This window comes from Thalassorhabdus alkalitolerans (genome assembly GCF_042656525.1).
GTDB classification, from domain to species: Bacteria; Bacillota; Bacilli; order Bacillales; family Marinococcaceae; genus Thalassorhabdus; species Thalassorhabdus alkalitolerans.
Genome location: NZ_JBHSOZ010000002.1, coordinates 105,307 through 126,435, shown reverse-complemented (window position 1 = coordinate 126,435; position 21,129 = coordinate 105,307). Strand labels below are relative to the sequence as shown.

The following is a 21,129-nucleotide window of genomic DNA, read 5'->3' as shown; positions in this document are numbered from 1 at the left end:
AAAAAGGTTTCCATAGAAAGGATGAAACAGCATGATCGGTGTGATTGACTATGGAATGGGTAACTTGCACAGTGTGACAAAGGCAATGGAACGGCTCGAGCTTGAGTATTTTTTATCAGAGGATATCCAGGAGCTGAAAAAAGCTGATGGCCTGATTCTTCCTGGGGTTGGATCCTTTAAAGACGCTATGACCATTCTGGAGGCGAAAGGCCAGGCAGGTTTTGTGAAGGAATGGGCAGAAGATGGGAAGCCTTTGCTGGGCATTTGTCTTGGCATGCAGTTATTATTTGAAGGAAGTGAAGAAAATGGGGAAACTGAAGGGCTTAATCTGCTGCCAGGCTATGTCCGTCGTTTTTCTGGTGTGATGGAGGATGGAACGAAGTATAAAGTGCCTCACATGGGCTGGAATAACGTTTCCTTTCAGCAGCCGGATCACCCCCTTCTTCAATCGCTGAATACGGGCCATGTCTATTTTGTCCATTCTTATGTAGTAAGAACGGACGATGAATCGGTGTTAATTGCAACGAGTGAATATGATGGACCGGTTCCTGCAGTAGTAGGCCGTGATAATGTCATGGGGACACAATTCCATCCTGAAAAAAGCAGTCAAATGGGGATGACTATTTTAAAAAATTTCGGGGCTTTAGTGGCTGGAAAGGTGAGCGCAAATGAGTAAGTTTATAATCTATCCAGCAATTGATATGCGCGGCGGCAAATGCGTGCGCCTGTTACAGGGAGATTATGAGAAAGAAACGGTATACGGAGATTCACCCTTTGATATGGCGAAGCGTTTTGCTGATTCAGGCGCTTCCTGGATACATATGGTAGACCTTGACGGGGCAAAAGAGAAGAAAAGAGTAAACGATAATCACGTGCTGGAGGTGGCCAAAAACCTTGATGTTAAGGTGCAGATCGGCGGCGGTATCCGCACAGAGGAAGACGTGGCGTACTATCTTGAACATGGTGTTGACCGGGTGATTCTTGGAAGTGTAGCGGTAAATAATCCTGAGTTTGCTCAGAAGATGCTTTCATTATACGGGGAAAGAGTAGCGATCGGACTCGATGCAAGAGATGGATATGTAGCCGTAAACGGCTGGCTGGAAACCTCGGAAGTAAAAGCGGTAGACCTGGGAAAAGAGCTTGCTTCCCAGGGCGCCGAAACGTTTATATTTACAGATATTTCAAAAGACGGAATGCTCTCCGGGCCCAATGTTAAGGCGATAGCTGAGCTTGCTGAAGCAACAGGAAAAGAAGTAATCGCATCTGGAGGAGTCAGCAGCCTGGATGATATTAAAGAGCTTGCTGAGTATAAAGAAAAGGGAATCGGCGGAGCCATTGTTGGGAAAGCATTGTATACAGGAAAGGTAGAGCTTGAAGATGCGGTTAGAGAGGTGGAGAAATAATGCTCACAAAACGAATCGTTCCCTGCCTTGATGTGAAGGAAGGACGGGTTGTAAAGGGTGTGCAGTTTGTTGACCTCCGTGATGCCGGCGACCCGGTTGAGCTGGCTGCCTTTTATGATGAGCAGGGCGCCGATGAACTTGTTTTTCTTGATATATCAGCCTCTCATGAAGGTAGAAAAACAATGGTAGAAGTAGTCAAAGAAGTGGCCGGGAAATTGGCCATTCCTTTTACAGTCGGCGGCGGCATTAACTCTCTTGAGGATATGAAAATCATTTTGCGTGCAGGAGCAGATAAAGTTTCTCTGAACACAGCAGCTGTCAACCGTCCTGAGCTGATCACAGAGGGAGCAGCTTACTTTGGTTCTCAGTGTATTGTAGTGGCTATCGATGCGAAATACGATGAGGAACTTGGATCATGGCGCATTTATACTCACGGCGGCCGCACCCCGACAGACTGGGAAGTAAAAGACTGGGCTCGGGAAGTAGTGAAACGAGGAGCGGGAGAAATTCTTTTAACGAGTATGGATGAAGATGGTTCGAAAGCAGGGTTTGACCTTCCTCTGACGGAAGCTGTTAATGAGGTGGTTTCCGTGCCAGTTATTGCTTCTGGTGGAGCCGGTGCAAAGGAACACTTTGTCGATGTGTTCGAAAAAGCAAAAGCGGATGCTGCTTTGGCTGCTTCTATTTTTCATTATAAAGAAACTTCAGTAGAAGAAGTGAAACATCATTTGCGTGAAAAAGGAGTGGAAGTCCGTTGAACCTGGAAGAACTATCATTTGATGAAAAGGGCCTTATCCCTGCCATTGTTCAAGACGCTGTCTCAAAAGAGGTTTTGACGCTGGCTTATATGAATAAAGAGTCTCTTGAAAAGTCCATTGAAACAAAAGAAACATGGTTTTACAGCCGCTCCCGCCAGGAGCTGTGGCATAAAGGGGAAACGTCAGGGAACACACAAACGATAGAGGACATCAGGTTTGACTGTGATCAGGATGCCCTGGTGGTTCTCGTCCATCCTAAGGGGCGGGCCTGCCATAAAGGCAGCTACAGCTGTTTTGCAGATTCCCTGCTGGATAAGGAAGTACCAGAGAAGGCCTCGGAACGCTTTGCAATCATCAACCAGCTTGAAGAAACCATTGCCAGGCGTGAAGCCGAAATGCCGGAGGGGGCCTACACCACCTATTTGTTTACTGAAGGTGTGGATAAAATCCTCAAAAAGGTTGGTGAAGAAGCAAGTGAAGTGATCATTGCTTCAAAAAACCGAGATGCCGAAGAACTTAGCATGGAAGCAGCAGATCTTTTGTATCATACGCTCGTGCTGTTCCGTGAACAGAAGCTTCCGATAGACAGTGTTCTCGATGTGCTTAAAAACCGCCATGGCTAAAGTATTCATCAATGAAAGAAGCCATGGAAAAGAATCATGGACATAAATAAATAACTGTTAAAAAAAGGGGTGGACCAATCGTCTATCCCTCTTTTTTGGGTTGACAGAAAATGCTATACTTGATACATTGCATTTTTTGTGGACGGAGGTCATAAAAGTCGCATGAAATTATCATCAGAGACGAAGGGACAAGTAATCCCTTTTATACAAAACGGGGAATACTTCTTTAAAAAAGGAGTAGGAGCCTATCAAAAGAAAGAGCTTAACCGGGCTGTGAAATATTTGCGCCGTGCAATAGATATAAATCCAAAAGAAGCTGTTTTTCAATGTCAGCTTGCTGCTATTTTAGCAGATCTAGGAAGGTACGAAGAGTCAAATGACCTTCTTTTACACGTTCTTGACCATGTGGATTCAACGATGTATGACAGCTACTTCTTTTTGGCAAACAATTATGCATACCAGGGATTGTTTGAGAAAGCCAGGGAAGCAGCAACGAGTTATCTTCAATTTTGCTCCGAGGGAGATTTTGCAGAGGATGCAAGAGATCTTTTAGAGCTTCTTAAGCTTGACCATGATCAAGGAGAATCCCAGGAACGGGACGGAATTGAAGATGAATTGATTTTAAGTTACGAAAAAGCGTGCCGTTATATGAAGGATGGGCATTATAATAAAGCAGAGGAGCTGCTGGAAAATATTATTACGGATTACCCTTCCTTTCGCTCCGCCTATAGTCAGCTGGCCTATGTTCTTCATTTAAAAGGTTATTCCGAAGAGGCACTTGCTTTCACAAAGGACCTGTTGGAAGAAGAGCAGTATCTTCCTGCAATCTGCCAGCTTGCCCTTCTTTATTATGATATGGGACGTAAAGAAGAATCAAAGGAAGTAGCTGATTTGTTAAAGCAGGTTGTACCTATGGATAGAGATCATATTTATCGCCTTGGGGCCACTTTTTGTCACCTTGCTGAGTATGAAGAAGGGTACCGCTGGTTTAAGCACCTGGGAAAAAGGTTCGCTCCCGATCATGAGGATTACTTCTTTAAGTATGGGGTGACGGCGTATCAAATAGGGAAAGAATCCTTAGCAAAAAAGATGTGGGAACAAGCTGACCATATGGGGCATCAGGCTGCCGCAGACCTTTTGGAAAAGATGAAGGACGGGATTTTGTCCAAAGGGGACGCCCGTTGTGATTTATATATGGATCCAGGAATTTCTCTTCGCTAACAAAGCGTGAGCAGATTAATGGACTTCCTTTTAACCTTTTCGTAGGATAGGATTTGTAACCAGCAGATAAAATAATGAGAGATCATCGAGTTATAAATGTACGGATGAAAAGGAGAGAATCGGTATGACGGAAGAAAAGATTTATGATGTAATTATTGCAGGTGCCGGCCCCGCAGGGATGACAGCAGCTGTCTATACGTCACGTGCCGAGATGAGTACGTTAATGCTTGAGCGCGGCGTCCCTGGGGGCCAGATGGCTAACACGGAGGACGTGGAAAATTATCCTGGGTTTGGTCATATTCTAGGTCCGGACCTTTCAAACAAGATGTTTGAGCATGCCAGAAAATTTGGTGCTGAATATGCTTATGGCGATGTCAAAGAAATCATTGACGGCAAAGAATATAAGATCGTAAAAGCAGGAAATAAAGAATATAAAGCCCGCTCTGTCATTGTGGGAACCGGGGCTGAATATAAACAGCTTGGAGTGCCCGGCGAGAAAGAACTGGGAGGCCGCGGCGTTTCCTACTGTGCTGTCTGTGACGGAGCATTTTTCCGAGGTAAAGAAATTGTTGTAGTCGGCGGAGGAGACTCTGCTGTAGAGGAAGCCGTGTATTTAACACGTTTTGCTTCAAAAGTAACAGTTGTTCACCGCCGTGACCAGCTTCGTGCCCAGAAGATTCTTCAGCAGCGTGCCTTTATTAACGAAAAGATAGATTTTAAATGGAATCACATTGTGAAAGAGATCAATGATAATAACGGCAAGGTAGGCAGTGTAACGCTCACAAACCTTGAATCCGGTGAGGATTACGAATTTAAAACGGATGGTGCGTTCATTTATATCGGTATGCTGCCACTGAACAACGCGGTAAAAGAGCTTGGTATAACCAATGAAGAAGGGTATATTGAGACAAATGAGGAAATGGAAACAAAAATCCCTGGTATCTTTGCTGCCGGAGATATTCGTGAAAAGTCTCTTCGCCAAATTGTAACCGCGACAGGTGACGGCTCTATAGCTGCACAAACTGCTCAGCATTATGTAGAGCAGCTAAAAGAAACCGTCAAAGCGAACTAAAAGGCTAAAGAAGAAACTTTACCTTTTCGTAAGCCTGTCTTAACGATTTTGTAACAAATTTGAAACATTAAAAGGGTAAGATAAGAATAAGTAATTGACCCCCTTTTATAAATCTTTGTGAGTACAGGTTTTCAGCCTGTGCTCTTTTTTTGTCCAAATGACAGAAAAGAGGAGCGGTTGTGATTGGTAAATGTATGGGCAGAGGAGTACCAAGGTGGTTAGACATTTCTGGAATGCTAATATCTACGTTAATCGGCGATTTTGACTTTCATTCCAACTGGAATTCTCAGAGGGACCAGACGGGAAAGCAAGAGCCGAAGCGTGGTCTTCTTTTAGAATCCGCCCGACTTGTCACTTTGTTGCTGAACATGTTCTTTCACGTTATGAAATATGTAGTTCAAATTGGGAAAGCTTTTGAGACAGGGCTCTCTTTTTCATTCTTATAAGCTTATTTCTGGAACGTATGAATTCCTTTCACCGTGAAAGGTTGAGAGGAACGATGAATAGAATGAAAAGAGAGAGGAATTAGTAAGGGTGTTAAAAATGCTCACTTAATTGTTGGTTTCTTTGCATTGTGGGGAACCTGGAATAATTGTATACTTGAAGGGTAGTTACGTGAGGTGATGAGCATGCAACGGGTTACAAACTGTGTGTTAAAAGACGGCAGCCAAGTGCTGATGCTTCAAAAGCCGAGAAGGGGCTGGTGGGTAGTCCCTGGCGGCAAAATGGAAACCGGAGAGTCAACAAGAGAAACAGCAATAAGAGAATTTAGAGAAGAGACAGGGCTACATATCAAAAACCCTGCAATCAAAGGGATCTTTACGATCCTTATAATAGATGAAGATGATGAGTTACTATCCGAATGGATGATGTTTACTTTCCTGGCAACAGAATTTGAGGGAGAGATGCTGGGGAAATCGCCAGAAGGGAAGCTCGCATGGAAGGAAAAAGATGAGATTCTAACACTCCCTATGGCTCCCGGCGATCGGTATATTTTTGAACATATACTCAATAATGAAGATGTTTTATATGGCACCTTTCGGTACACGCCTCAGTTTAAGCTGCTTTCTTATCGCTTGCAAAGTGATTCGAACCCAAAAGAGAGCAGCTAGCAGGGTGTTGGTAAGGAGCAGGAGAGGGGGAGAAGCATAGTGAAGGAGAAAAAAGAAGATATTCAAGTAGTGATTATTACAGGAATGTCTGGTGCGGGAAAGACTGTGGCGGTACAGAGCTTTGAAGATCTTGGCTACTTCTGTATTGATAATCTGCCTCCCGCGTTAATCCCGAAATTTATCGATCTGATTGAAAGCTCAGGAGGCACCATGAACAAGGTTGCGCTGGTCATTGATCTGAGAGCTCGGGATTTCTTTGATCATTTGCTTGACGCTATTGATAAGTTGAACGAAAAGCCTAACTTGAATCCCCATATTTTATTCCTCGATGCTAAAGATAATACTCTTGTCCAGCGCTATAAGGAAACGAGAAGATCGCATCCTCTGGCTCCAAAAGGACTGCCCCTTGAAGGCATTAAAAATGAAAGACAAATGCTTGAAGAATTAAAAGGCCGGGCACGCCAGATTATTGATACGAATGATTTAAAGCCCAGAGAGCTGCGGGAAAAGATCATTGACTCTTTTTCAACTCCTGAGAACCACCCTTTTACTGTAAACTTTATGTCTTTTGGGTTTAAGTACGGAGTCCCTATAGACGCAGACCTGGTATTTGATGTGAGATTTTTGCCCAATCCTCACTATATTGATCAACTGCGTCCTAAAACGGGACTTCAGGAGGAAGTATCTTCCTATGTGTTAAAATGGAAAGAAACAAAGGATTTTCTCCAAAAGCTGACAGATCTCTTAGAATATATGATTCCCCAATATAAGCGGGAAGGGAAAAGCCAGGTTGTCATCAGTATCGGCTGTACAGGAGGCAAACACCGTTCAGTCACACTTGCTGAGCATTTGGCGGCACACTTTGGGAATGACTATGTGGTGCGGAGCAGCCATAGGGATATAGAAAAAAGAAAGGAAAGTACGTTGTGAAGAAAGCAAACGTGGTTGTCATCGGAGGAGGGACCGGATTGTCTGTTCTTCTTCGAGGCTTAAAAACCTTTCCTGTTGACATAACCGCTATTGTTACTGTTGCTGATGATGGAGGAAGTTCCGGCAGGCTCCGTAAAGAGTTAAATATTCCACCCCCAGGTGATGTAAGAAATGTTCTAGGGGCTCTGGCGGAGGTCGAACCTATGATTGAAAAGTTGTTTCAGCACCGCTTCAATCATGGAAAGGGGCTTTCCGGCCATTCTTTAGGAAATCTGTTACTAGCGGGAATGACTTCCATTACTGGCGATTTTGCCAAAGGAATCAGTGAGCTGAGCACTGTGCTTAACGTGAGAGGAAAGGTTCTTCCCGCCTCGAATCAAAGCATCGTTTTACATGCTGAACTAATGGATGGTTCAATTGTCAGTGGGGAATCACAGATTCCAAAGGCAGGGAAAAAGATCAGACGTGTGTATTTGACGCCTGAAACCATTTACCCCCTGTCTGAGAGTATTAAAGCGATTGAAGAAGCAGACTTAATTGTAATCGGTCCAGGGAGCTTATATACGAGCATATTGCCAAATCTACTCGTTCCAGGGATCACTGATTCTATCAAAAAGTCCAAGGCAAGAAAGATTTATATATGTAATGTTATGACCCAAGCAGGGGAAACTGATAATTTCAGTGCAGGAGACCATGTTGAAACAATAGAGGCTCATACAGGCAAAGGTGTGATAGATACCGTTTTAATGAACGAGGGTGAAATCCCGCCTTCTATCACTTCCGTTTACAAGAAAGAAGGAGCTTTTCCTGTCATTAGTGATGAAGAACGAATTGAAAAGATGGGTTTATCCCTTATTAAGGATGAATTTTTACAGTTTGAAGGACATCTTCTTCGCCATGACGCGTTAAAAGTTTCCCGCTCCTTGTTAACCCAGCTTTAAGCCTGGCAGCATAAAAGACAGTTCCGGCATAAGGTCAGACGTGACAAAGGAAAAGGGATCGAGAAGGTGGTGAAAACATGTCATCCTTTGCGGCTATGACAAAGAAGGAATTAACACAGCTAGAGACAGATGGCTGCTGTGCGAAAGCAGAGCTTGCTGCTTTAGTACGGATGAATGGATCGATTTCATTGGGAAGCGGAAGAAAAGTCACCCTTGATATTTCTACTGAAAATGCTGCGATCGCCCGCAGAATTTATAAGCTGATCCGTCGTGTATATGGAAACATTGAAGTCGAACTTCTAGTCAGGAAGAAAATGAGGCTTAAGAAAAATAATGTCTATCTTGTAAGGATTATAGAGGACAGCCAGTCCATGTTAACAAGCTTAGGCATTATGAAAGAAGGTTTCCATTTTACCAGGATTATTGATTCTGACCTTGTGAAGGAACCATGCTGTAAAAGAGCTTATTTGCGAGGCGCTTTTTTGGCGGGGGGATCCATTAACCACCCTGAAACATCCTCTTATCACTTAGAAGTGTTTTCATTTTATGAAGAACATAACCACTCCCTTCAAAAGCTCTTGAAGGAATTTTACCTGGATGCAAAGAGTTTAGAAAGAAAAAAAGGATTTATCCTCTACATTAAGGAAAGTGAAAAGATTACAGAGTTTTTAAATGTAATCGGGGCCCACCAAGCATTATTATATTTTGAGGACATTCGGATTGTAAAAGACATGAGAAATTCAGTAAATCGACTGGTGAATTGTGAAACAGCCAACCTTAACAAAACGGTTGGGGCTGCTTTGCGGCAAGTGGAAAATATCAGGCTTATTGATGACCAGATCGGTTTAGATAACCTTCCTGAAAAGCTGAGGGAAATAGCCGAACTTCGAGTAGCTCATCAGGATGTAACCTTAAAAGAGTTAGGGGAAATGGTTCAAAGCGGAAAAGTCAGCAAATCGGGTATTAACCACCGCTTAAGAAAAATTGACCAAATCGCAGAAAAACTAAGAAATGGCGAGTCAGTTAAAGTATAAGCCAGCTTACAAAGCAGTTTTTCTGCTGGATAATAATGAAAACGATAGCAAAAAAGATAATAAAATAATGGAGGAGATGGCGGTGCTAGAGAAAACAGTAAATGTCAATTTAAAAACAGGATTGCAAGCTAGGCCGGCCGCCTTATTTGTTCAAGAGGCAAATCGCTTTCAATGTGATATTTTTGTGGAAAAAGCAGAAAAGAAAGTGAATGCGAAAAGTATTATGGGGATCATGAGCCTGGCGGTCAGAACAGGAGCAACCGTGAAGCTTATAACAAGCGGCAGCGATGAAGAAGAAGCGATGGAATCCCTTGAGAAATTTATCTTGAAAGAAGAATAAGGAAGAGTCATTTAAAGGCATAGCTGGTAAAAAGGGGAGTTTCCTGTTTTGAGGAGGCTGCTCTTTTTGTTTTCACAAATAATGAGGTGGGAGGATACATAATAAGGACATTTTTCACCCTGCAATCGCTACAAAAGCAAGCGATCGTTCCCCGCGTTTCACTTCGAGGGCTTGAGAAGTTGCTTTTCTCAAGTTGTGCTGAGTCATTGCCCCAAAATTCCCAGAAAGAGACACAAGTGAGCCGCCTGTTTCAGGAAACATAGAAAAACCCAGGATACTCCCTATCCCGGGTTTTTCTTGGCCTATATGCCCTTTTCGACAGTCAAAGAACTTATTTCTTTTCTTTGTTCAAAACTTCATCAATCAGGCCGTACTGCTTGGCATCGTCAGCAGTCATAAAGTTATCGCGATCTGTATCGCGCTCAATAACGTCTAAAGGTTGCCCAGTGCGCTCAGAGAGAATCTGGTTTAGTTTCTCACGCATTTGCAGAATACGCTTCGCATGGATTTCAATATCAGACGCCTGTCCTTGAGTTCCGCCAAGAGGCTGGTGAATCATGACTTCACTATTAGGAAGGGCAAAGCGCTTACCAGGTTCACCGGCAGCCAGAAGGAATGCACCCATGGAAGCTGCCATACCTACACAAATAGTAGAAACCTTTGGATTGATGTGCTGCATGGTGTCATAAATAGCCATGCCGGCAGTGATGGAACCGCCCGGGCTGTTAATGTAAATCGAAATATCTTTGTCTGGATCTTCAGCTGCAAGAAATAGAAGCTGAGCAACGATGGAATTTGAGACATTATCATCGATCCCAGAGCCTAGCATAATAATACGGTCTTTTAGGAGACGGGAATAAATATCGTAGGCGCGCTCTCCACGGTTTGTTTGTTCAATTACTGTTGGAATGAGATTCATAACTATTCCTCCTCTTCTCTTTTACAAACATTATAAATTGAGTTCTGACATAGGCTGGTCAAAAGTGCTGTGCTGACCCTTTGTAACTTAAGTAAACCAAGCCTTTACCCATGTATGCTGTACACTTATTATCATCTTACCTTAATAGGTCAGCTAAGGTCAAATCATTCCCCTTGTTCTAGCCTGACAGAGAAGCGATTTTTTTAGAAGCTTACAAATAAGCCTCTCAATAGGTTCTCTTTCTTTCATCAAATCCCTTCCACCATCATAACCGTTTTTTTTACCCTTCAAACTACCTCGTGCTCTCGCCTTTCCCGTGCAATTCCTTTATAATATAATTGAAAGCGCTTTAATTTTTGGTTTTAATATTCTTTTACTAGTTCTATGGGGGGGTTGCATCATGTTCGGACAAGAACGGCTGGAGAAACAATTGTTGTTTAAGCACAAGGAAAAACAAAGCTTGGAGGAAGCTGCTCGTTTTTTTGAGAATGTGGCAGCGAAGCTTCGGGAAAATGGAGAATGTTCCTTTATTCAAGACGATGAAGAAGTTTCCTTACGCCCGGCTAAAAATGTGACCTACGAAATAGAATATACTCAAAAAGGGAAAAAGCATTCCTTTGAGTTTGAACTAGAGTGGATAGAAGGAGATGACAGCGAGGATCCGAAACTCCGCATCCGTTAGCAGCTGAAAGTAATAGGAATAAGCCGGCAGGGAAAAAGGCGCGTACTTTTCCCTGTTCTTCTTTGTTTAAAGAGTAAAGGTTGTAAAGGGAAGCGGCTCTTTTTAAAAAAGATTGTCAGAAACAGAAGAAAAAAGATATTATTTAAAAGCTATTTCAATTCATAACATAATAAAGTATTATAGAAGAGGAATTAATTTTAATTTTTCGACAATTATCCAGGAAATACAGACAAACTCGTTCACATAGTATTAATTTAGGAAAGCGCTTTCATTTAAGTGCTTAGAAGGGAGGAGCTATTCTATGAACTTAGAAATGGGCTTGTTCCAACAGCAGACAATGAAGCTTATGATGACGCAGGAATTAAGGCAGGCTATATCACTGCTGCAATACTCTACGATGGAGCTGTCTGAGTATTTAGAAGAACAGGCATTAGATAACCCCCTCATCGATTTGATGGAAGCAAAAGAGAAAGAACAGCCCAATTTGGAAATGCCTGTCCTCTGGCAGGATGACCATGAAGAGTACCATGAGAAAGAAGAGCGGGAATACACTTCCCCCTTTGATAGAATTCCCGAATCAGCAAATAAGCTGTCTGATTATGTGCAGGAAGAAATCAGACTGATGCCGTTGAGCGGTCAAAAGGAGAAACTGCTGAATTACTTAGCCAGAAACATAGGAGAAGACGGCTATCTAAAAGCAACCTTTGAAGAGGCAGCTGAATCGTTTTCTGTTACCGAAGAAGAATATGAAGAAGGCGTAATGCTCCTGCAATCACTGGAACCGGCAGGAATAGGTGCGAGGTCACTAAAAGAATGTCTCTTAATACAGCTTCAAAGGCTGGAGCCAAGACATAAACTGGCTGAAACCCTTGTTGAGCACCATCTCGAAAAGTTAGCTGAAAGGAAATGGAAGGATATTTCTAAGGAAACGCTCGTTTCCCTTGAGGAAATCCAGGAGGTTTATGATTTTATTCAAAAGCTGGAGCCGCGTCCAGGAGCTAATTTCGGAGGGGAGCACCCCGGCCATATCGTCCCTGATGTATTCATTGAAAAAAGAAGCGGCGGAGAATATATGGTTATTTTAAATGATGACGGGCTTCCTCGTATCAGATTAAATAAGCATTACCGTCACCTTCTTGAAGGCAAAAGCAATGACGAAGCTTCAGACTATGCCATGAGAAAATATAAACAGCTGATGTGGCTCTTAAAAAGCATTGATCAGCGTCAGCAGTCGCTGCGCAGTATAAGTGAAGCAATCCTTTCTTATCAGCAGGACTTTTTTGAAAAAGGACCTTCCTATCTAAAGCCGATGACGCTGCGTGATGTCGCAGAAATGGCTGAAGTCCATGAATCTACAGTATCACGGACAACCACTAATAAGTACATGCAGACTCCTCACGGACTGTTTGAGTTAAAATACTTTTTCACTTCTAAAATTGAAAATGGGAGTGGGGCAGAGACGTCTGCTTTTGTGATTAAATCATTTATCCGTGAAATGGTCGAAAGGGAAGACAAGAAAAAGCCTCTATCTGACCAGAAAATGGTCGATGCCCTTAAGAGTGAGAAGGGAATTACCATATCAAGAAGAGCAGTGGCGAAATATAGAGATGAACTTAACATCCTGTCTTCCTCCAAAAGGAAACGATATGCATAGAGCTGGCTGAGAGAAGGCCGGCTTTTTTTGTTTGTTGAATTGTTGAACAGGCTGGACATTTGCTCCTGCGGATCTGGATAACTCTTCACATTATCTTCAGGAAAACATATGATATAATACCTTTTTATACCCATCTATGTTTATTGTTTTTATATAGGGGCATAATAAGCTTGAAAGTTTTTTTAAAAAGCCGAGTTTGTTTTGTTGCACATGGCTGGGAATATTGATAGGATGAAATGGAAGGAAAGTCCTTTTTTTATTAACTAAGTGGGACTAAATTTGTCTATGCGGGACTTTGAATGACCCATAGGCCATCAGGTGATAAAAATGAGAGAACTTGTGGAGCTGCAAAAAAAGCTGCAGCCTGACGTGTTAGACGTAATGGGACAGCGTTTCCGCATCCTTCAGTATGTGCGTTTAATGCAGCCCGTCGGACGGAGGACGCTTGCTGCCAGCCTGGAGCTGTCTGAACGTGTACTTCGCGGCGAGGTTACTTTCTTAAAGGAACAGGGCCTGCTTTCTGTGACAGCCGCGGGCATGACGCTGACAGAAGAAGGGCACACTCTTTTAGAAGGTTTAGAAGAGATGATAAAAGAGGCCTTTGGACTGGCTTCTTTAGAAGAGCAGGTATCTACGATCCTCTCCGTGCCTAAAGTAATTGTAGTGTCAGGGAATAGTGACCGGCATTCGTGGGTAAAGAAGGAAATGGGCAGAGCATGCATTCAACAAATGAAGGCTCATCTTACACCAGATGATGTCGTAGCCGTAGCAGGAGGAACGACTTTGGCTTCGGTGGCAGAAATGATGACGCCTGATCCCCGTCTTACATCTGTTACATTTGTTCCAGCGAGAGGCGGATTAGGTGAAAAGGTCGAGATTCAGTCAAGCACAATAAGCTCAGTCATGGGCATGAAAGCCGAAGCAAATTACCGACTTCTTCATGTGCCTGACCAATTGAGTGAGGAAGCGCATGACAGCCTGGCTCATGAACCAGAGATTAAAGAGTTACTGGCTCTTATTCGTTCAGCTCGTGTCGTGTTACATGGTATCGGGGAAGGAAAAACGATGGCCCAAAGAAGAAAGGCCAAGCCTGGTATCATGAAGGAATTAGAAAAGAAAGAAGCAGTGGCTGAGGCATTTGGCTATTATTTCGATCGAAATGGCAATATTGTTCATAAGGAAAGAACGATTGGACTTCAGCTCGATGATTTAAATACTAACCAGAAAGTCATTAGTATTGCAGGCGGGGCTTCTAAAGGTGAAGCAATTTGGGCATATATGAGATATAGGCCAAGCGACATTTTGATTACAGATGAAAGTGCCGCCCAGGCTGTCATTGATCATGAGCCGCCAAAGTAATTGGTAAAAACACTGTGTTTTCTTACATTTGCAGAGAGAGAAAACCAGGTTTATATATTAAAGCTTTACTTTATTAAGGGAGGAATTTACAAATGGCAACTAAAGTAGGAATTAATGGTTTTGGACGAATTGGACGTCTAGTATTTCGTGCATCTTTAAATAACGACGAGATCGAAGTGGTAGCAATTAATGACCTTACAGATGCAAATATGCTTGCCCATCTTCTTAAATACGACTCTGTACATGGCAGACTAGAAGAAAAAGTAGAAGTGAACGGAGATAACCTGGTTGTTGGCGGGAAAGAAATCCGTGTTACGGCAGAAAGAGATCCTGCACAAATCGGCTGGGGAGACCTTGGTGTTGAGTACGTTGTAGAATCCACTGGGCGTTTTGTTGCTCGTGACGACGCTGCCAAGCACTTGGAAGCAGGAGCGAAAAAGGTTGTTATCTCTGCACCAGGTAAAGATGTGGACGGAACATTTGTTATGGGAGTTAACGAACAAGATTATGACGCTTCTACTCACGATGTTATCTCAAATGCATCTTGCACAACAAACTGCATTGCGCCTTTCGTAAAAGTACTAAACGACAAGTTTGGCATTAAGCGGGGAATGATGACAACCGTTCACTCCTATACAAATGATCAGCAAATCCTTGATCTTCCCCATAAGGATTATCGCCGCGCCCGTGCAGCAGCAGAAAACATCATTCCAACTTCTACTGGTGCAGCAAAAGCGGTTGCTCTTGTTCTTCCTGAGCTTGAAGGTAAGCTAAATGGCGGAGCGATGCGTGTGCCAACGCCAAACGTTTCCCTTGTTGACCTTGTAGCTGAGCTGGACAAGAACGTAACAGCAGATGAACTAAACGAAGCATTTAAAGAAGCTGCAGAAGGAAACTTAAATGGAATCCTTGGATACAGTGAAGAGCCTCTTGTATCCAGCGATTACAACGGTGACAGCCACTCTTCCACAGTAGATGCTCTTTCTACCATGGTAATGGAAGATAACATGGTAAAAGTTATTTCCTGGTACGACAATGAGTATGGCTATTCTAACCGTGTAGTTGACCTTGTTGCTTACATGGCTAAACAACAATAATAAATTGCAGGTAGCGAAAGAGGGGGAGAAGAATTAGGTTTCTGCTTCCCCTTTTCCCTGCGTAAAAGAAAGCTTTATATGCCTTCTTATAGAGAAAAGCAGCAGGCCGGGAACATCTTTTCCTGCACTACTGGAAAAGAAGAGGTTAGGCAGGTACAAGCCTTGTGAACTCAGACAGGCGATCCTTTTGCCGAAAGGAAGGGAAAAAGCTTGAGAACAGCCGCCGCTCCCGGTCTGCAAAAAACTGATCAAAAGCTCAAAACGCGCCTTTTACAGAGCAAAAAAGAAGAAATTTGGGAACCTTTGACGATAAGGGCAAAGGTAAGTTTTGTTTCTGGCATTTATGTGGTATCTTCAATCATGTGGCAATATGCAATAACAGGAAAAAAAGAATGCCCGATTTATTATTTACTTCTGCCGGAAGAGGAGGATGAGCGATGAACAAAAAGTCAATTCGTGATATTGATGTAAAAGGAAAAACAGTATTTTGCCGTGTTGATTTAAATGTGCCGATGAATGAGGGACTCGTCACTGATGACACTCGGATCCGTGCTGTCTTGCCTACCCTTGAATACTTAACAGAAAGAGGGGCAAAAGTGATCCTGGGAAGCCATTTGGGCCGCCCGAAAGGCGAAGTGGTCGAAGAACTCCGCCTGGGACCTGTTGCTGCCCGTCTTTCCGAGCTCACTCAAAGAAATGTCCAGAAGGTCGATGAAGTGTATGGAGACCGAGTAAAACAAGCTGTATCCCAAATGATTGACGGTGAAGTGCTGCTCCTTGAAAATCTTCGTTTTGAACCAGGGGAAGAAAAAAACGATGAGGAGCTGGCGAAAAAGTTAGCCGAGCCTGCAGATGTGTATGTAAACGACGCCTTTGGAGCTGCTCATAGAGCACATGCTTCTACAGAAGGGGTCGCTCATCACCTTCCAGCAGTAGCGGGACTGCTTATGGAAAAAGAACTTCAGGTGCTTGGCCAGGCTCTTTCAGAGCCAGACCGTCCGTTTACTGCCATTATCGGCGGAGCTAAAGTAAAAGATAAAATAGGTGTAATTGACAATCTTCTTGATAAAGTAGATAACCTGATTATTGGCGGTGGTCTTGCTTATACGTTTGTGAAAGCCCAGGGCCATGAAATCGGAAAATCCCTTCTTGAAGAAGATAAAATTGACCTTGCCAGGGACTTTATGAAAAAAGCAGAAGACAAAGGTGTTAATTTTTACATGCCTGAAGACGTTATTGTAGCCGATGACTTTGCAGAAGACGCGAATACCGAGGTTGTCAGTATCGACAATATCCCATCTGACTGGGAAGCTCTGGATATCGGGCCAAAGACGATTGAAAAGTACAAAGGTGTTATTCAGGACTCCAAGCTAGCCATCTGGAATGGCCCTATGGGAGTGTTTGAGTTTGCGGCGTTTGCAAGTGGGACAAGGAGTGTAGCTGAAGCTCTCGCTGAGTCCTCTGAAACGTATTCTGTAATCGGCGGCGGCGATTCTGCGGCAGCTGTAGAGAAGTTTGAACTGGCAGATAGAATGAGCCACATCTCAACGGGTGGTGGCGCATCCCTGGAGTTTATGGAAGGAAAAGATCTTCCTGGCGTTGTAGCGTTAAATGATAAGTAGACAGCACTCCTGAGGTGTCAGGTGTCCTGAAGGCGGTACAGGAAAAGGAGAATGTTTCTGGGTGCTTACCGTTTATTCTTCTGATCCGCACCTTTAGGAAGGGATCTCAGCCAAAGGAAGCTGTAAACGATAATTTTTGCGGGGTGAAATCGTGAGAAAACCGATTATTGCAGGAAACTGGAAAATGAATAAGACTCACGGAGAAGCGGTCTCTTTTATTGAAGAGGTAAAGAACCAGGTTCCTTCTAAAGAAGAAGTAGAATCTGTCGTGTGTGCTCCTGCGTTGTTTCTTAAAGATATGAATGATGAAGCCAAAGGCAGCGAAGTAGCTGTAGGGGCTCAAAACATGCATTTTGAAGAGAATGGTGCTTTTACAGGGGAAATCAGCCCGGCAGCTCTTGCTGACCTGGAAATTCCTTATGTTATTATCGGCCATTCTGAACGTCGTGATATGTTCAATGAAACAGACGAATCCGTAAATAAAAAGCTTCATGCTGCATTTGCTCATGGTATCACACCAATTATGTGCTGCGGTGAAACAGATGAAGAACGTGAAGCGGGGAAGACAGAAGAGGTTGTAACGGCTCAGGTTGAAAAAGGATTTGAAGGGCTTTCTGAAGACCAGGCAATGAAAGTAGTCATTGCATACGAGCCGATCTGGGCCATTGGAACAGGGAAATCTTCCTCAGCAGAGGATGCAAATGAAACGTGCGGAATTATCCGCCGCTACCTTTTGGATATGTACGGTCAAGAAGTAGCTGAAGCTGTCCGTATTCAGTATGGCGGAAGCGTGAAGCCTGAAAACATTGAAGGTTATATGGCTCAAGAACACATTGACGGAGCCCTTGTCGGCGGTGGAAGCCTGAAAACAGATTCCTTTGTGAAGCTGGTGGAGGCTGGAAAGCAATGAGCAAGTCACCAGTAGCATTAATTATTCTAGATGGATACGGCATGCGTGAAGAGAGCTTCGGGAATGCTGTTGCCCAAGCCGACACTCCTAATTTTGACCGCTACTGGAGCCAATTTCCCCATACAACATTAGAGGCAAAAGGGGAAGCTGTCGGGCTCCCTGAAGGACAAATGGGAAATTCAGAGGTAGGACACCTGAATATTGGGGCCGGCCGCCCTGTCTACCAAAGCTTGTCTCTTATTAACAGAGGAATTAAGGATCGCAGCTTTTACGAAAATGAAACATTTCTCGGTGCTATTGAGAATGCAAAAAAGAATGACAGCCAGCTTCATATTTTTGGGCTGCTTTCTGATGGAGGAGTGCATGGCCATTACGACCATTTAATTGCTCTTCTTGATCTTGCCAAGGAGCATAATGTAGACAAGGTGTTTGTTCACGCCTTTCTTGATGGCCGGGATGTGGAACAAAAAAGCGCGAAAACCTATCTTATTCAGCTTCAGGCGAAGATGAATGAGAGAAGCTCGGGACGCCTGGCTTCTCTTCACGGCCGCTATTATGCGATGGATCGGGACCGCCGCTGGGAGCGGGTTGAAAAATCATACCGTGCCCTTGTTTACGGGGAAGGTCCGACCCATGGAGATGCCCTTAAGGTCGTTGATGACTCCTATGAAAACGAAGTATGGGATGAGTTTCTTATTCCAACGGTACTCACTGAAGAAGACGGTTCGCCGATTGCGACGGTGAAGGATAAGGACAGTGTGATTTTTATGAATTTCCGTCCGGACCGTGCGACTCAGCTCTCACAGGTCTTTACCAGCGAGGAGTTTGAAGAGTTTGATCGTGGTGAGAAATTTCCAGAAGACATTCACTTTGTAACGATGACCCAATATAGTGATTCTCTTAAAAACTGCAAAGTGGCTTATCCTCCTCAGGAGCTTAAGAATACTCTTGGTGAAGTAGTTTCAAAAGCTGGGCTGAAACAGCTTCGCATTGCAGAGACAGAGAAATATCCCCACGTCACCTTTTTCTTCAGCGGAGGACAAGAGGATGAATTTGAAAATGAAAAGCGTATTTTAATTGATTCACCAAAGGTTCCAACGTATGACTTGCAGCCGGAAATGAGCGCCTACGAAGTCACCGATGCCCTTCTTGAGGAAATTAAGAATGACGAGCATGACGTGATCATCCTGAACTTTGCCAATCCTGATATGGTTGGCCATTCAGGGATGCTGAAGCCGACAATTAAAGCAGTTGAGGCAGTAGACGAATGTCTGGGGAAAATCGTTGATCTGATTATTGAAAAGGGCGGGTCTGCGGTAATTACAGCCGACCATGGGAATGCTGATGAAGTGCTGACAAAGACTGGAGAAGCAATGACAGCCCATACCACACGTCCTGTGCCGGTTATTGTGACGAAGGAAGGTCTTGAGCTTCGTGACGGAGGGATTCTTGCCGATCTCTCGCCGACGATTCTCAAGTTGTTAAATATAGAACAGCCTTCAGACATGACAGGGAAATCACTGATTAAATAAACGTTTGTTTAACTCAGGTGTGCGCAGCCTAAGAGAAAATAACTGGTATCAGAGCAGGAAAAAGAGCTCCTGGCAGCAAACTAAAATAGAAAGCCTAATTAATTTTTAAAGCTTGAATGAAAACAAATGAATGAAAAGCAGGAGAAGAAAGAGTCTTTCAAGGGCCCGAAGGATTTTACTCTTCCTTTGCTAAAAATGGAAACAGATAAAGGAGTGTTTAATGATGAGTATGATAACTGATATTTATGCACGAGAAGTACTGGATTCCCGAGGAAACCCTACTGTTGAAGTTGAAGTTTACACAGAAAACGGAGCCATGGGGCGCGCTCTTGTACCAAGTGGAGCTTCCACTGGAGAGCATGAAGCGGTAGAACTTCGCGATGGCGGAGAGCGTTATATGGGTAAAGGTGTTACGCAAGCGGTAGACAATGTAAATGAGCAAATTGCTCCAGAATTGCTTGGTGCTGAAGTAACAGATCAAACAGGTATTGATGAGCTTCTAATCGAACTTGATGGCACAGAAAACAAAGGGAACCTCGGTGCGAATGCAATCCTCGGTGTTTCCATGGCTGCAGCTCATGCTGCTGCTAACGATCTTGGTGTGCCGTTATATGAGTACCTTGGAGGCTTTAACTCTAAAACACTCCCTGTCCCAATGATGAACATCCTCAATGGAGGAGAGCACGCTGATAACAATGTTGATATTCAAGAGTTTATGGTGATGCCTGTAGGGGCGCAAGACTTCCCTGAAGCCGTTCGGATCGGTGCAGAAATTTTCCATAACCTTAAGAAAGTCCTACAAGGCAAAGGATTAAACACGGCAGTAGGTGATGAAGGCGGATTTGCTCCTAACCTTGGGTCAAATGAAGAAGCACTTCAAACGATTGTGGAAGCCATTGAAAAAGCAGGCTATAAACCAGGTGAAGAGGTTGCTCTTGCTATGGATGCTGCAGCATCTGAAATGTACGAAGACGGCAAGTATAACCTTAAAGGTGAGGGTGTCGTTAAATCAGTAGATGAAATGATTGACTTCTACAAAGACCTTGTAGAAAAATACCCTATCATCTCCATTGAGGACGGCCTTGATGAAAACGACTGGGAAGGCTGGAAGAAGCTTACGGATGTACTAGGTGATAAAGTACAATTAGTTGGTGATGATTTATTTGTGACCAACACATCCAAGCTTTCACAAGGAATTGAGCAAGGTGTAGGGAACTCTATCCTTATTAAAGTGAATCAGATTGGAACACTTACTGAGACTTTTGATGCCATTGAAATGGCTAAGAGAGCAGGCTACACAGCGGTCATTTCCCACCGCTCCGGTGAAACAGAAGACGCAACCATTGCAGACATCGCTGTTGCTACCAATGCGGGACAAATTAAAACAGGAGCCCCATCACGCAGCGACCGTGTTGCGAAATACAACCAGCTCCTTCGTATTGATGACGAGCTTGGCCCCACAGCTGTTTACCCGGCGCAAAAAGCGTTCTATAACTTGAGCAAGTAAGACTTTAAAAAAATGCAAGCCTTCCTTAGGACGGGGGAGGGCTTGTTTTTTTGTCGGTTTAGAGAAAGAAAGCGAGGCTGCATTGTCATATGGGACGTGTTGTGATAAATTTATAGAAGCGTAATCCTATGTGGAGGTGTCCTGTTTGGAAACATTACTTTTTGTTCTTTTGGCCATTGTTTCCATCGCTCTCATAACTGTCGTATTGCTTCAATCCGGACGAAGTGCCGGTTTATCAGGAGCGATTTCCGGTGGTGCCGAACAGTTGATGGGGAAACAAAAAGCTCGCGGTGTAGAGGCTTTCTTAAGCAAAATGACCGTTGTGCTTGCCGTGCTGTTTTTCATATTGACCATATTACTGGCTTACTTCCTGTAAGAAAGGTATAATGACAAAATAGAAGATGAAATTGAGC

General features: G+C 43.7%; 22 protein-coding genes. 21 read left to right on the top strand and 1 reads right to left on the bottom strand.

What is annotated here, in order from left to right:
• The first annotated feature begins 31 nt into the window (after positions 1–31).
• The 12 genes from hisH to ACFPU1_RS00610 all read left to right on the top strand — a co-directional run bounded on the left by hisH (position 32) and on the right by ACFPU1_RS00610 (position 9,434).
• Positions 32–676, top strand: coding sequence for an imidazole glycerol phosphate synthase subunit HisH (hisH, locus tag ACFPU1_RS00665; protein ID WP_385937301.1), 645 nt, complete (start codon positions 32–34; stop codon positions 674–676).
• Complete coding sequence (gene hisA, locus ACFPU1_RS00660; protein WP_385937298.1) at positions 669–1,403, top strand: 1-(5-phosphoribosyl)-5-[(5-phosphoribosylamino)methylideneamino]imidazole-4-carboxamide isomerase; 735 nt, start codon at positions 669–671, stop codon at positions 1,401–1,403. Before hisH ends, hisA begins: the two co-directional genes overlap by 8 nt.
• Positions 1,403–2,161, top strand: a complete 759-nt coding sequence (hisF, locus tag ACFPU1_RS00655) for an imidazole glycerol phosphate synthase subunit HisF (RefSeq protein ID WP_100400197.1) — start codon at positions 1,403–1,405, stop codon at positions 2,159–2,161. Before hisA ends, hisF begins: the two co-directional genes overlap by 1 nt.
• Positions 2,158–2,784, top strand: a complete 627-nt coding sequence (gene hisIE, locus ACFPU1_RS00650; RefSeq protein WP_385937295.1) for a bifunctional phosphoribosyl-AMP cyclohydrolase/phosphoribosyl-ATP diphosphatase HisIE — start codon at positions 2,158–2,160, stop codon at positions 2,782–2,784. Before hisF ends, hisIE begins: the two co-directional genes overlap by 4 nt.
• A gap of 162 nt (positions 2,785–2,946) precedes the next feature.
• Positions 2,947–4,005, top strand: coding sequence for a tetratricopeptide repeat protein (locus ACFPU1_RS00645; protein WP_385937292.1), 1,059 nt, complete (start codon positions 2,947–2,949; stop codon positions 4,003–4,005).
• A 124-nt stretch (positions 4,006–4,129) separates the two neighbouring features.
• Positions 4,130–5,077, top strand: a complete 948-nt coding sequence (gene trxB, locus ACFPU1_RS00640) for a thioredoxin-disulfide reductase (protein WP_385937289.1) — start codon at positions 4,130–4,132, stop codon at positions 5,075–5,077.
• 179 nt (positions 5,078–5,256) lie between these two features.
• Complete coding sequence (locus tag ACFPU1_RS00635) at positions 5,257–5,523, top strand: hypothetical protein (RefSeq protein ID WP_385937286.1); 267 nt, start codon at positions 5,257–5,259, stop codon at positions 5,521–5,523.
• 183 nt (positions 5,524–5,706) lie between these two features.
• Positions 5,707–6,189, top strand: a complete 483-nt coding sequence (locus ACFPU1_RS00630) for an NUDIX hydrolase (protein ID WP_385937283.1) — start codon at positions 5,707–5,709, stop codon at positions 6,187–6,189.
• Between the two features lie 39 nt (positions 6,190–6,228).
• Positions 6,229–7,119, top strand: coding sequence for an RNase adapter RapZ (rapZ, locus tag ACFPU1_RS00625; RefSeq protein ID WP_385937280.1), 891 nt, complete (start codon positions 6,229–6,231; stop codon positions 7,117–7,119).
• Positions 7,116–8,060: a gluconeogenesis factor YvcK family protein gene (locus tag ACFPU1_RS00620; protein WP_054636833.1), complete on the top strand. Its 945-nt coding sequence runs from the start codon at positions 7,116–7,118 to the stop codon at positions 8,058–8,060. The genes rapZ and ACFPU1_RS00620 overlap by 4 nt, the downstream gene beginning before the upstream one ends.
• Positions 8,061–8,137: 77 nt before the next feature.
• Positions 8,138–9,094: a DNA-binding protein WhiA gene (whiA, locus tag ACFPU1_RS00615; RefSeq protein WP_054636834.1), complete on the top strand. Its 957-nt coding sequence runs from the start codon at positions 8,138–8,140 to the stop codon at positions 9,092–9,094.
• An 82-nt stretch (positions 9,095–9,176) separates the two neighbouring features.
• Positions 9,177–9,434 carry an HPr family phosphocarrier protein gene (locus ACFPU1_RS00610; RefSeq protein WP_054636835.1) on the top strand — a complete coding sequence of 86 codons (258 nt, stop codon included), beginning with the start codon at positions 9,177–9,179 and terminating at the stop codon, positions 9,432–9,434.
• A gap of 331 nt (positions 9,435–9,765) precedes the next feature.
• Here ACFPU1_RS00610 and clpP read toward each other — a convergent pair whose 3' ends face one another.
• Positions 9,766–10,353, bottom strand: a complete 588-nt coding sequence (gene clpP / locus ACFPU1_RS00605; protein WP_054636837.1) for an ATP-dependent Clp endopeptidase proteolytic subunit ClpP — start codon at positions 10,351–10,353, stop codon at positions 9,766–9,768.
• A gap of 400 nt (positions 10,354–10,753) precedes the next feature.
• On the opposite strand from clpP, the gene ACFPU1_RS00600 reads away from it, so the two are divergent.
• From ACFPU1_RS00600 to secG, 9 genes are all read left to right on the top strand, one after another.
• Positions 10,754–11,035 carry an amphi-Trp domain-containing protein gene (locus ACFPU1_RS00600; protein ID WP_054636838.1) on the top strand — a complete coding sequence of 94 codons (282 nt, stop codon included), beginning with the start codon at positions 10,754–10,756 and terminating at the stop codon, positions 11,033–11,035.
• Between the two features lie 301 nt (positions 11,036–11,336).
• Complete coding sequence (gene rpoN, locus ACFPU1_RS00595; RefSeq protein WP_385937274.1) at positions 11,337–12,689, top strand: RNA polymerase factor sigma-54; 1,353 nt, start codon at positions 11,337–11,339, stop codon at positions 12,687–12,689.
• A 327-nt stretch (positions 12,690–13,016) separates the two neighbouring features.
• Entirely contained in the window at positions 13,017–14,048 is a 1,032-nt protein-coding gene (locus tag ACFPU1_RS00590) for a sugar-binding transcriptional regulator (RefSeq protein WP_385937271.1), read from the top strand.
• 92 nt (positions 14,049–14,140) lie between these two features.
• Positions 14,141–15,145, top strand: coding sequence for a type I glyceraldehyde-3-phosphate dehydrogenase (gap, locus tag ACFPU1_RS00585; RefSeq protein ID WP_054636840.1), 1,005 nt, complete (start codon positions 14,141–14,143; stop codon positions 15,143–15,145).
• Positions 15,146–15,582: 437 nt separating this feature from the next.
• Positions 15,583–16,767, top strand: a complete 1,185-nt coding sequence (locus tag ACFPU1_RS00580) for a phosphoglycerate kinase (protein WP_385937268.1) — start codon at positions 15,583–15,585, stop codon at positions 16,765–16,767.
• Between the two features lie 151 nt (positions 16,768–16,918).
• Positions 16,919–17,677, top strand: a complete 759-nt coding sequence (gene tpiA / locus ACFPU1_RS00575) for a triose-phosphate isomerase (RefSeq protein ID WP_100400183.1) — start codon at positions 16,919–16,921, stop codon at positions 17,675–17,677.
• Positions 17,674–19,209: a 2,3-bisphosphoglycerate-independent phosphoglycerate mutase gene (gene gpmI / locus ACFPU1_RS00570; protein ID WP_385937265.1), complete on the top strand. Its 1,536-nt coding sequence runs from the start codon at positions 17,674–17,676 to the stop codon at positions 19,207–19,209. Before tpiA ends, gpmI begins: the two co-directional genes overlap by 4 nt.
• A gap of 223 nt (positions 19,210–19,432) precedes the next feature.
• Positions 19,433–20,716: a phosphopyruvate hydratase gene (gene eno, locus ACFPU1_RS00565; RefSeq protein WP_385937262.1), complete on the top strand. Its 1,284-nt coding sequence runs from the start codon at positions 19,433–19,435 to the stop codon at positions 20,714–20,716.
• 145 nt (positions 20,717–20,861) lie between these two features.
• On the top strand, positions 20,862–21,092 hold the full coding sequence (secG, locus tag ACFPU1_RS00560; protein ID WP_054636843.1) for a preprotein translocase subunit SecG: 231 nt from the start codon (positions 20,862–20,864) through the stop codon (positions 21,090–21,092).
• Positions 21,093–21,129: the final 37 nt, after the last annotated feature.

Excerpts from the sequence above, each read along its gene's own strand:
- hisH (WP_385937301.1), top strand. The coding sequence starts at position 32 with ATGATCGGTGTGATTGACTATGGAATGGGTAACTTGCACAGTGTGACA.
- hisA (WP_385937298.1), top strand. The coding sequence starts at position 669 with ATGAGTAAGTTTATAATCTATCCAGCAATTGATATGCGCGGCGGCAAA.
- hisF (WP_100400197.1), top strand. The coding sequence starts at position 1,403 with ATGCTCACAAAACGAATCGTTCCCTGCCTTGATGTGAAGGAAGGACGG.
- ACFPU1_RS00645 (WP_385937292.1), top strand. The coding sequence starts at position 2,947 with ATGAAATTATCATCAGAGACGAAGGGACAAGTAATCCCTTTTATACAA.
- trxB (WP_385937289.1), top strand. The coding sequence starts at position 4,130 with ATGACGGAAGAAAAGATTTATGATGTAATTATTGCAGGTGCCGGCCCC.
- ACFPU1_RS00630 (WP_385937283.1), top strand. The coding sequence starts at position 5,707 with ATGCAACGGGTTACAAACTGTGTGTTAAAAGACGGCAGCCAAGTGCTG.
- whiA (WP_054636834.1), top strand. The coding sequence starts at position 8,138 with ATGTCATCCTTTGCGGCTATGACAAAGAAGGAATTAACACAGCTAGAG.
- clpP (WP_054636837.1), bottom strand. The coding sequence starts at position 10,353 with ATGAATCTCATTCCAACAGTAATTGAACAAACAAACCGTGGAGAGCGC.
- ACFPU1_RS00600 (WP_054636838.1), top strand. The coding sequence starts at position 10,754 with ATGTTCGGACAAGAACGGCTGGAGAAACAATTGTTGTTTAAGCACAAG.
- rpoN (WP_385937274.1), top strand. The coding sequence starts at position 11,337 with ATGAACTTAGAAATGGGCTTGTTCCAACAGCAGACAATGAAGCTTATG.
- ACFPU1_RS00590 (WP_385937271.1), top strand. The coding sequence starts at position 13,017 with ATGAGAGAACTTGTGGAGCTGCAAAAAAAGCTGCAGCCTGACGTGTTA.
- gap (WP_054636840.1), top strand. The coding sequence starts at position 14,141 with ATGGCAACTAAAGTAGGAATTAATGGTTTTGGACGAATTGGACGTCTA.
- ACFPU1_RS00580 (WP_385937268.1), top strand. The coding sequence starts at position 15,583 with ATGAACAAAAAGTCAATTCGTGATATTGATGTAAAAGGAAAAACAGTA.
- gpmI (WP_385937265.1), top strand. The coding sequence starts at position 17,674 with ATGAGCAAGTCACCAGTAGCATTAATTATTCTAGATGGATACGGCATG.
- eno (WP_385937262.1), top strand. The coding sequence starts at position 19,433 with ATGAGTATGATAACTGATATTTATGCACGAGAAGTACTGGATTCCCGA.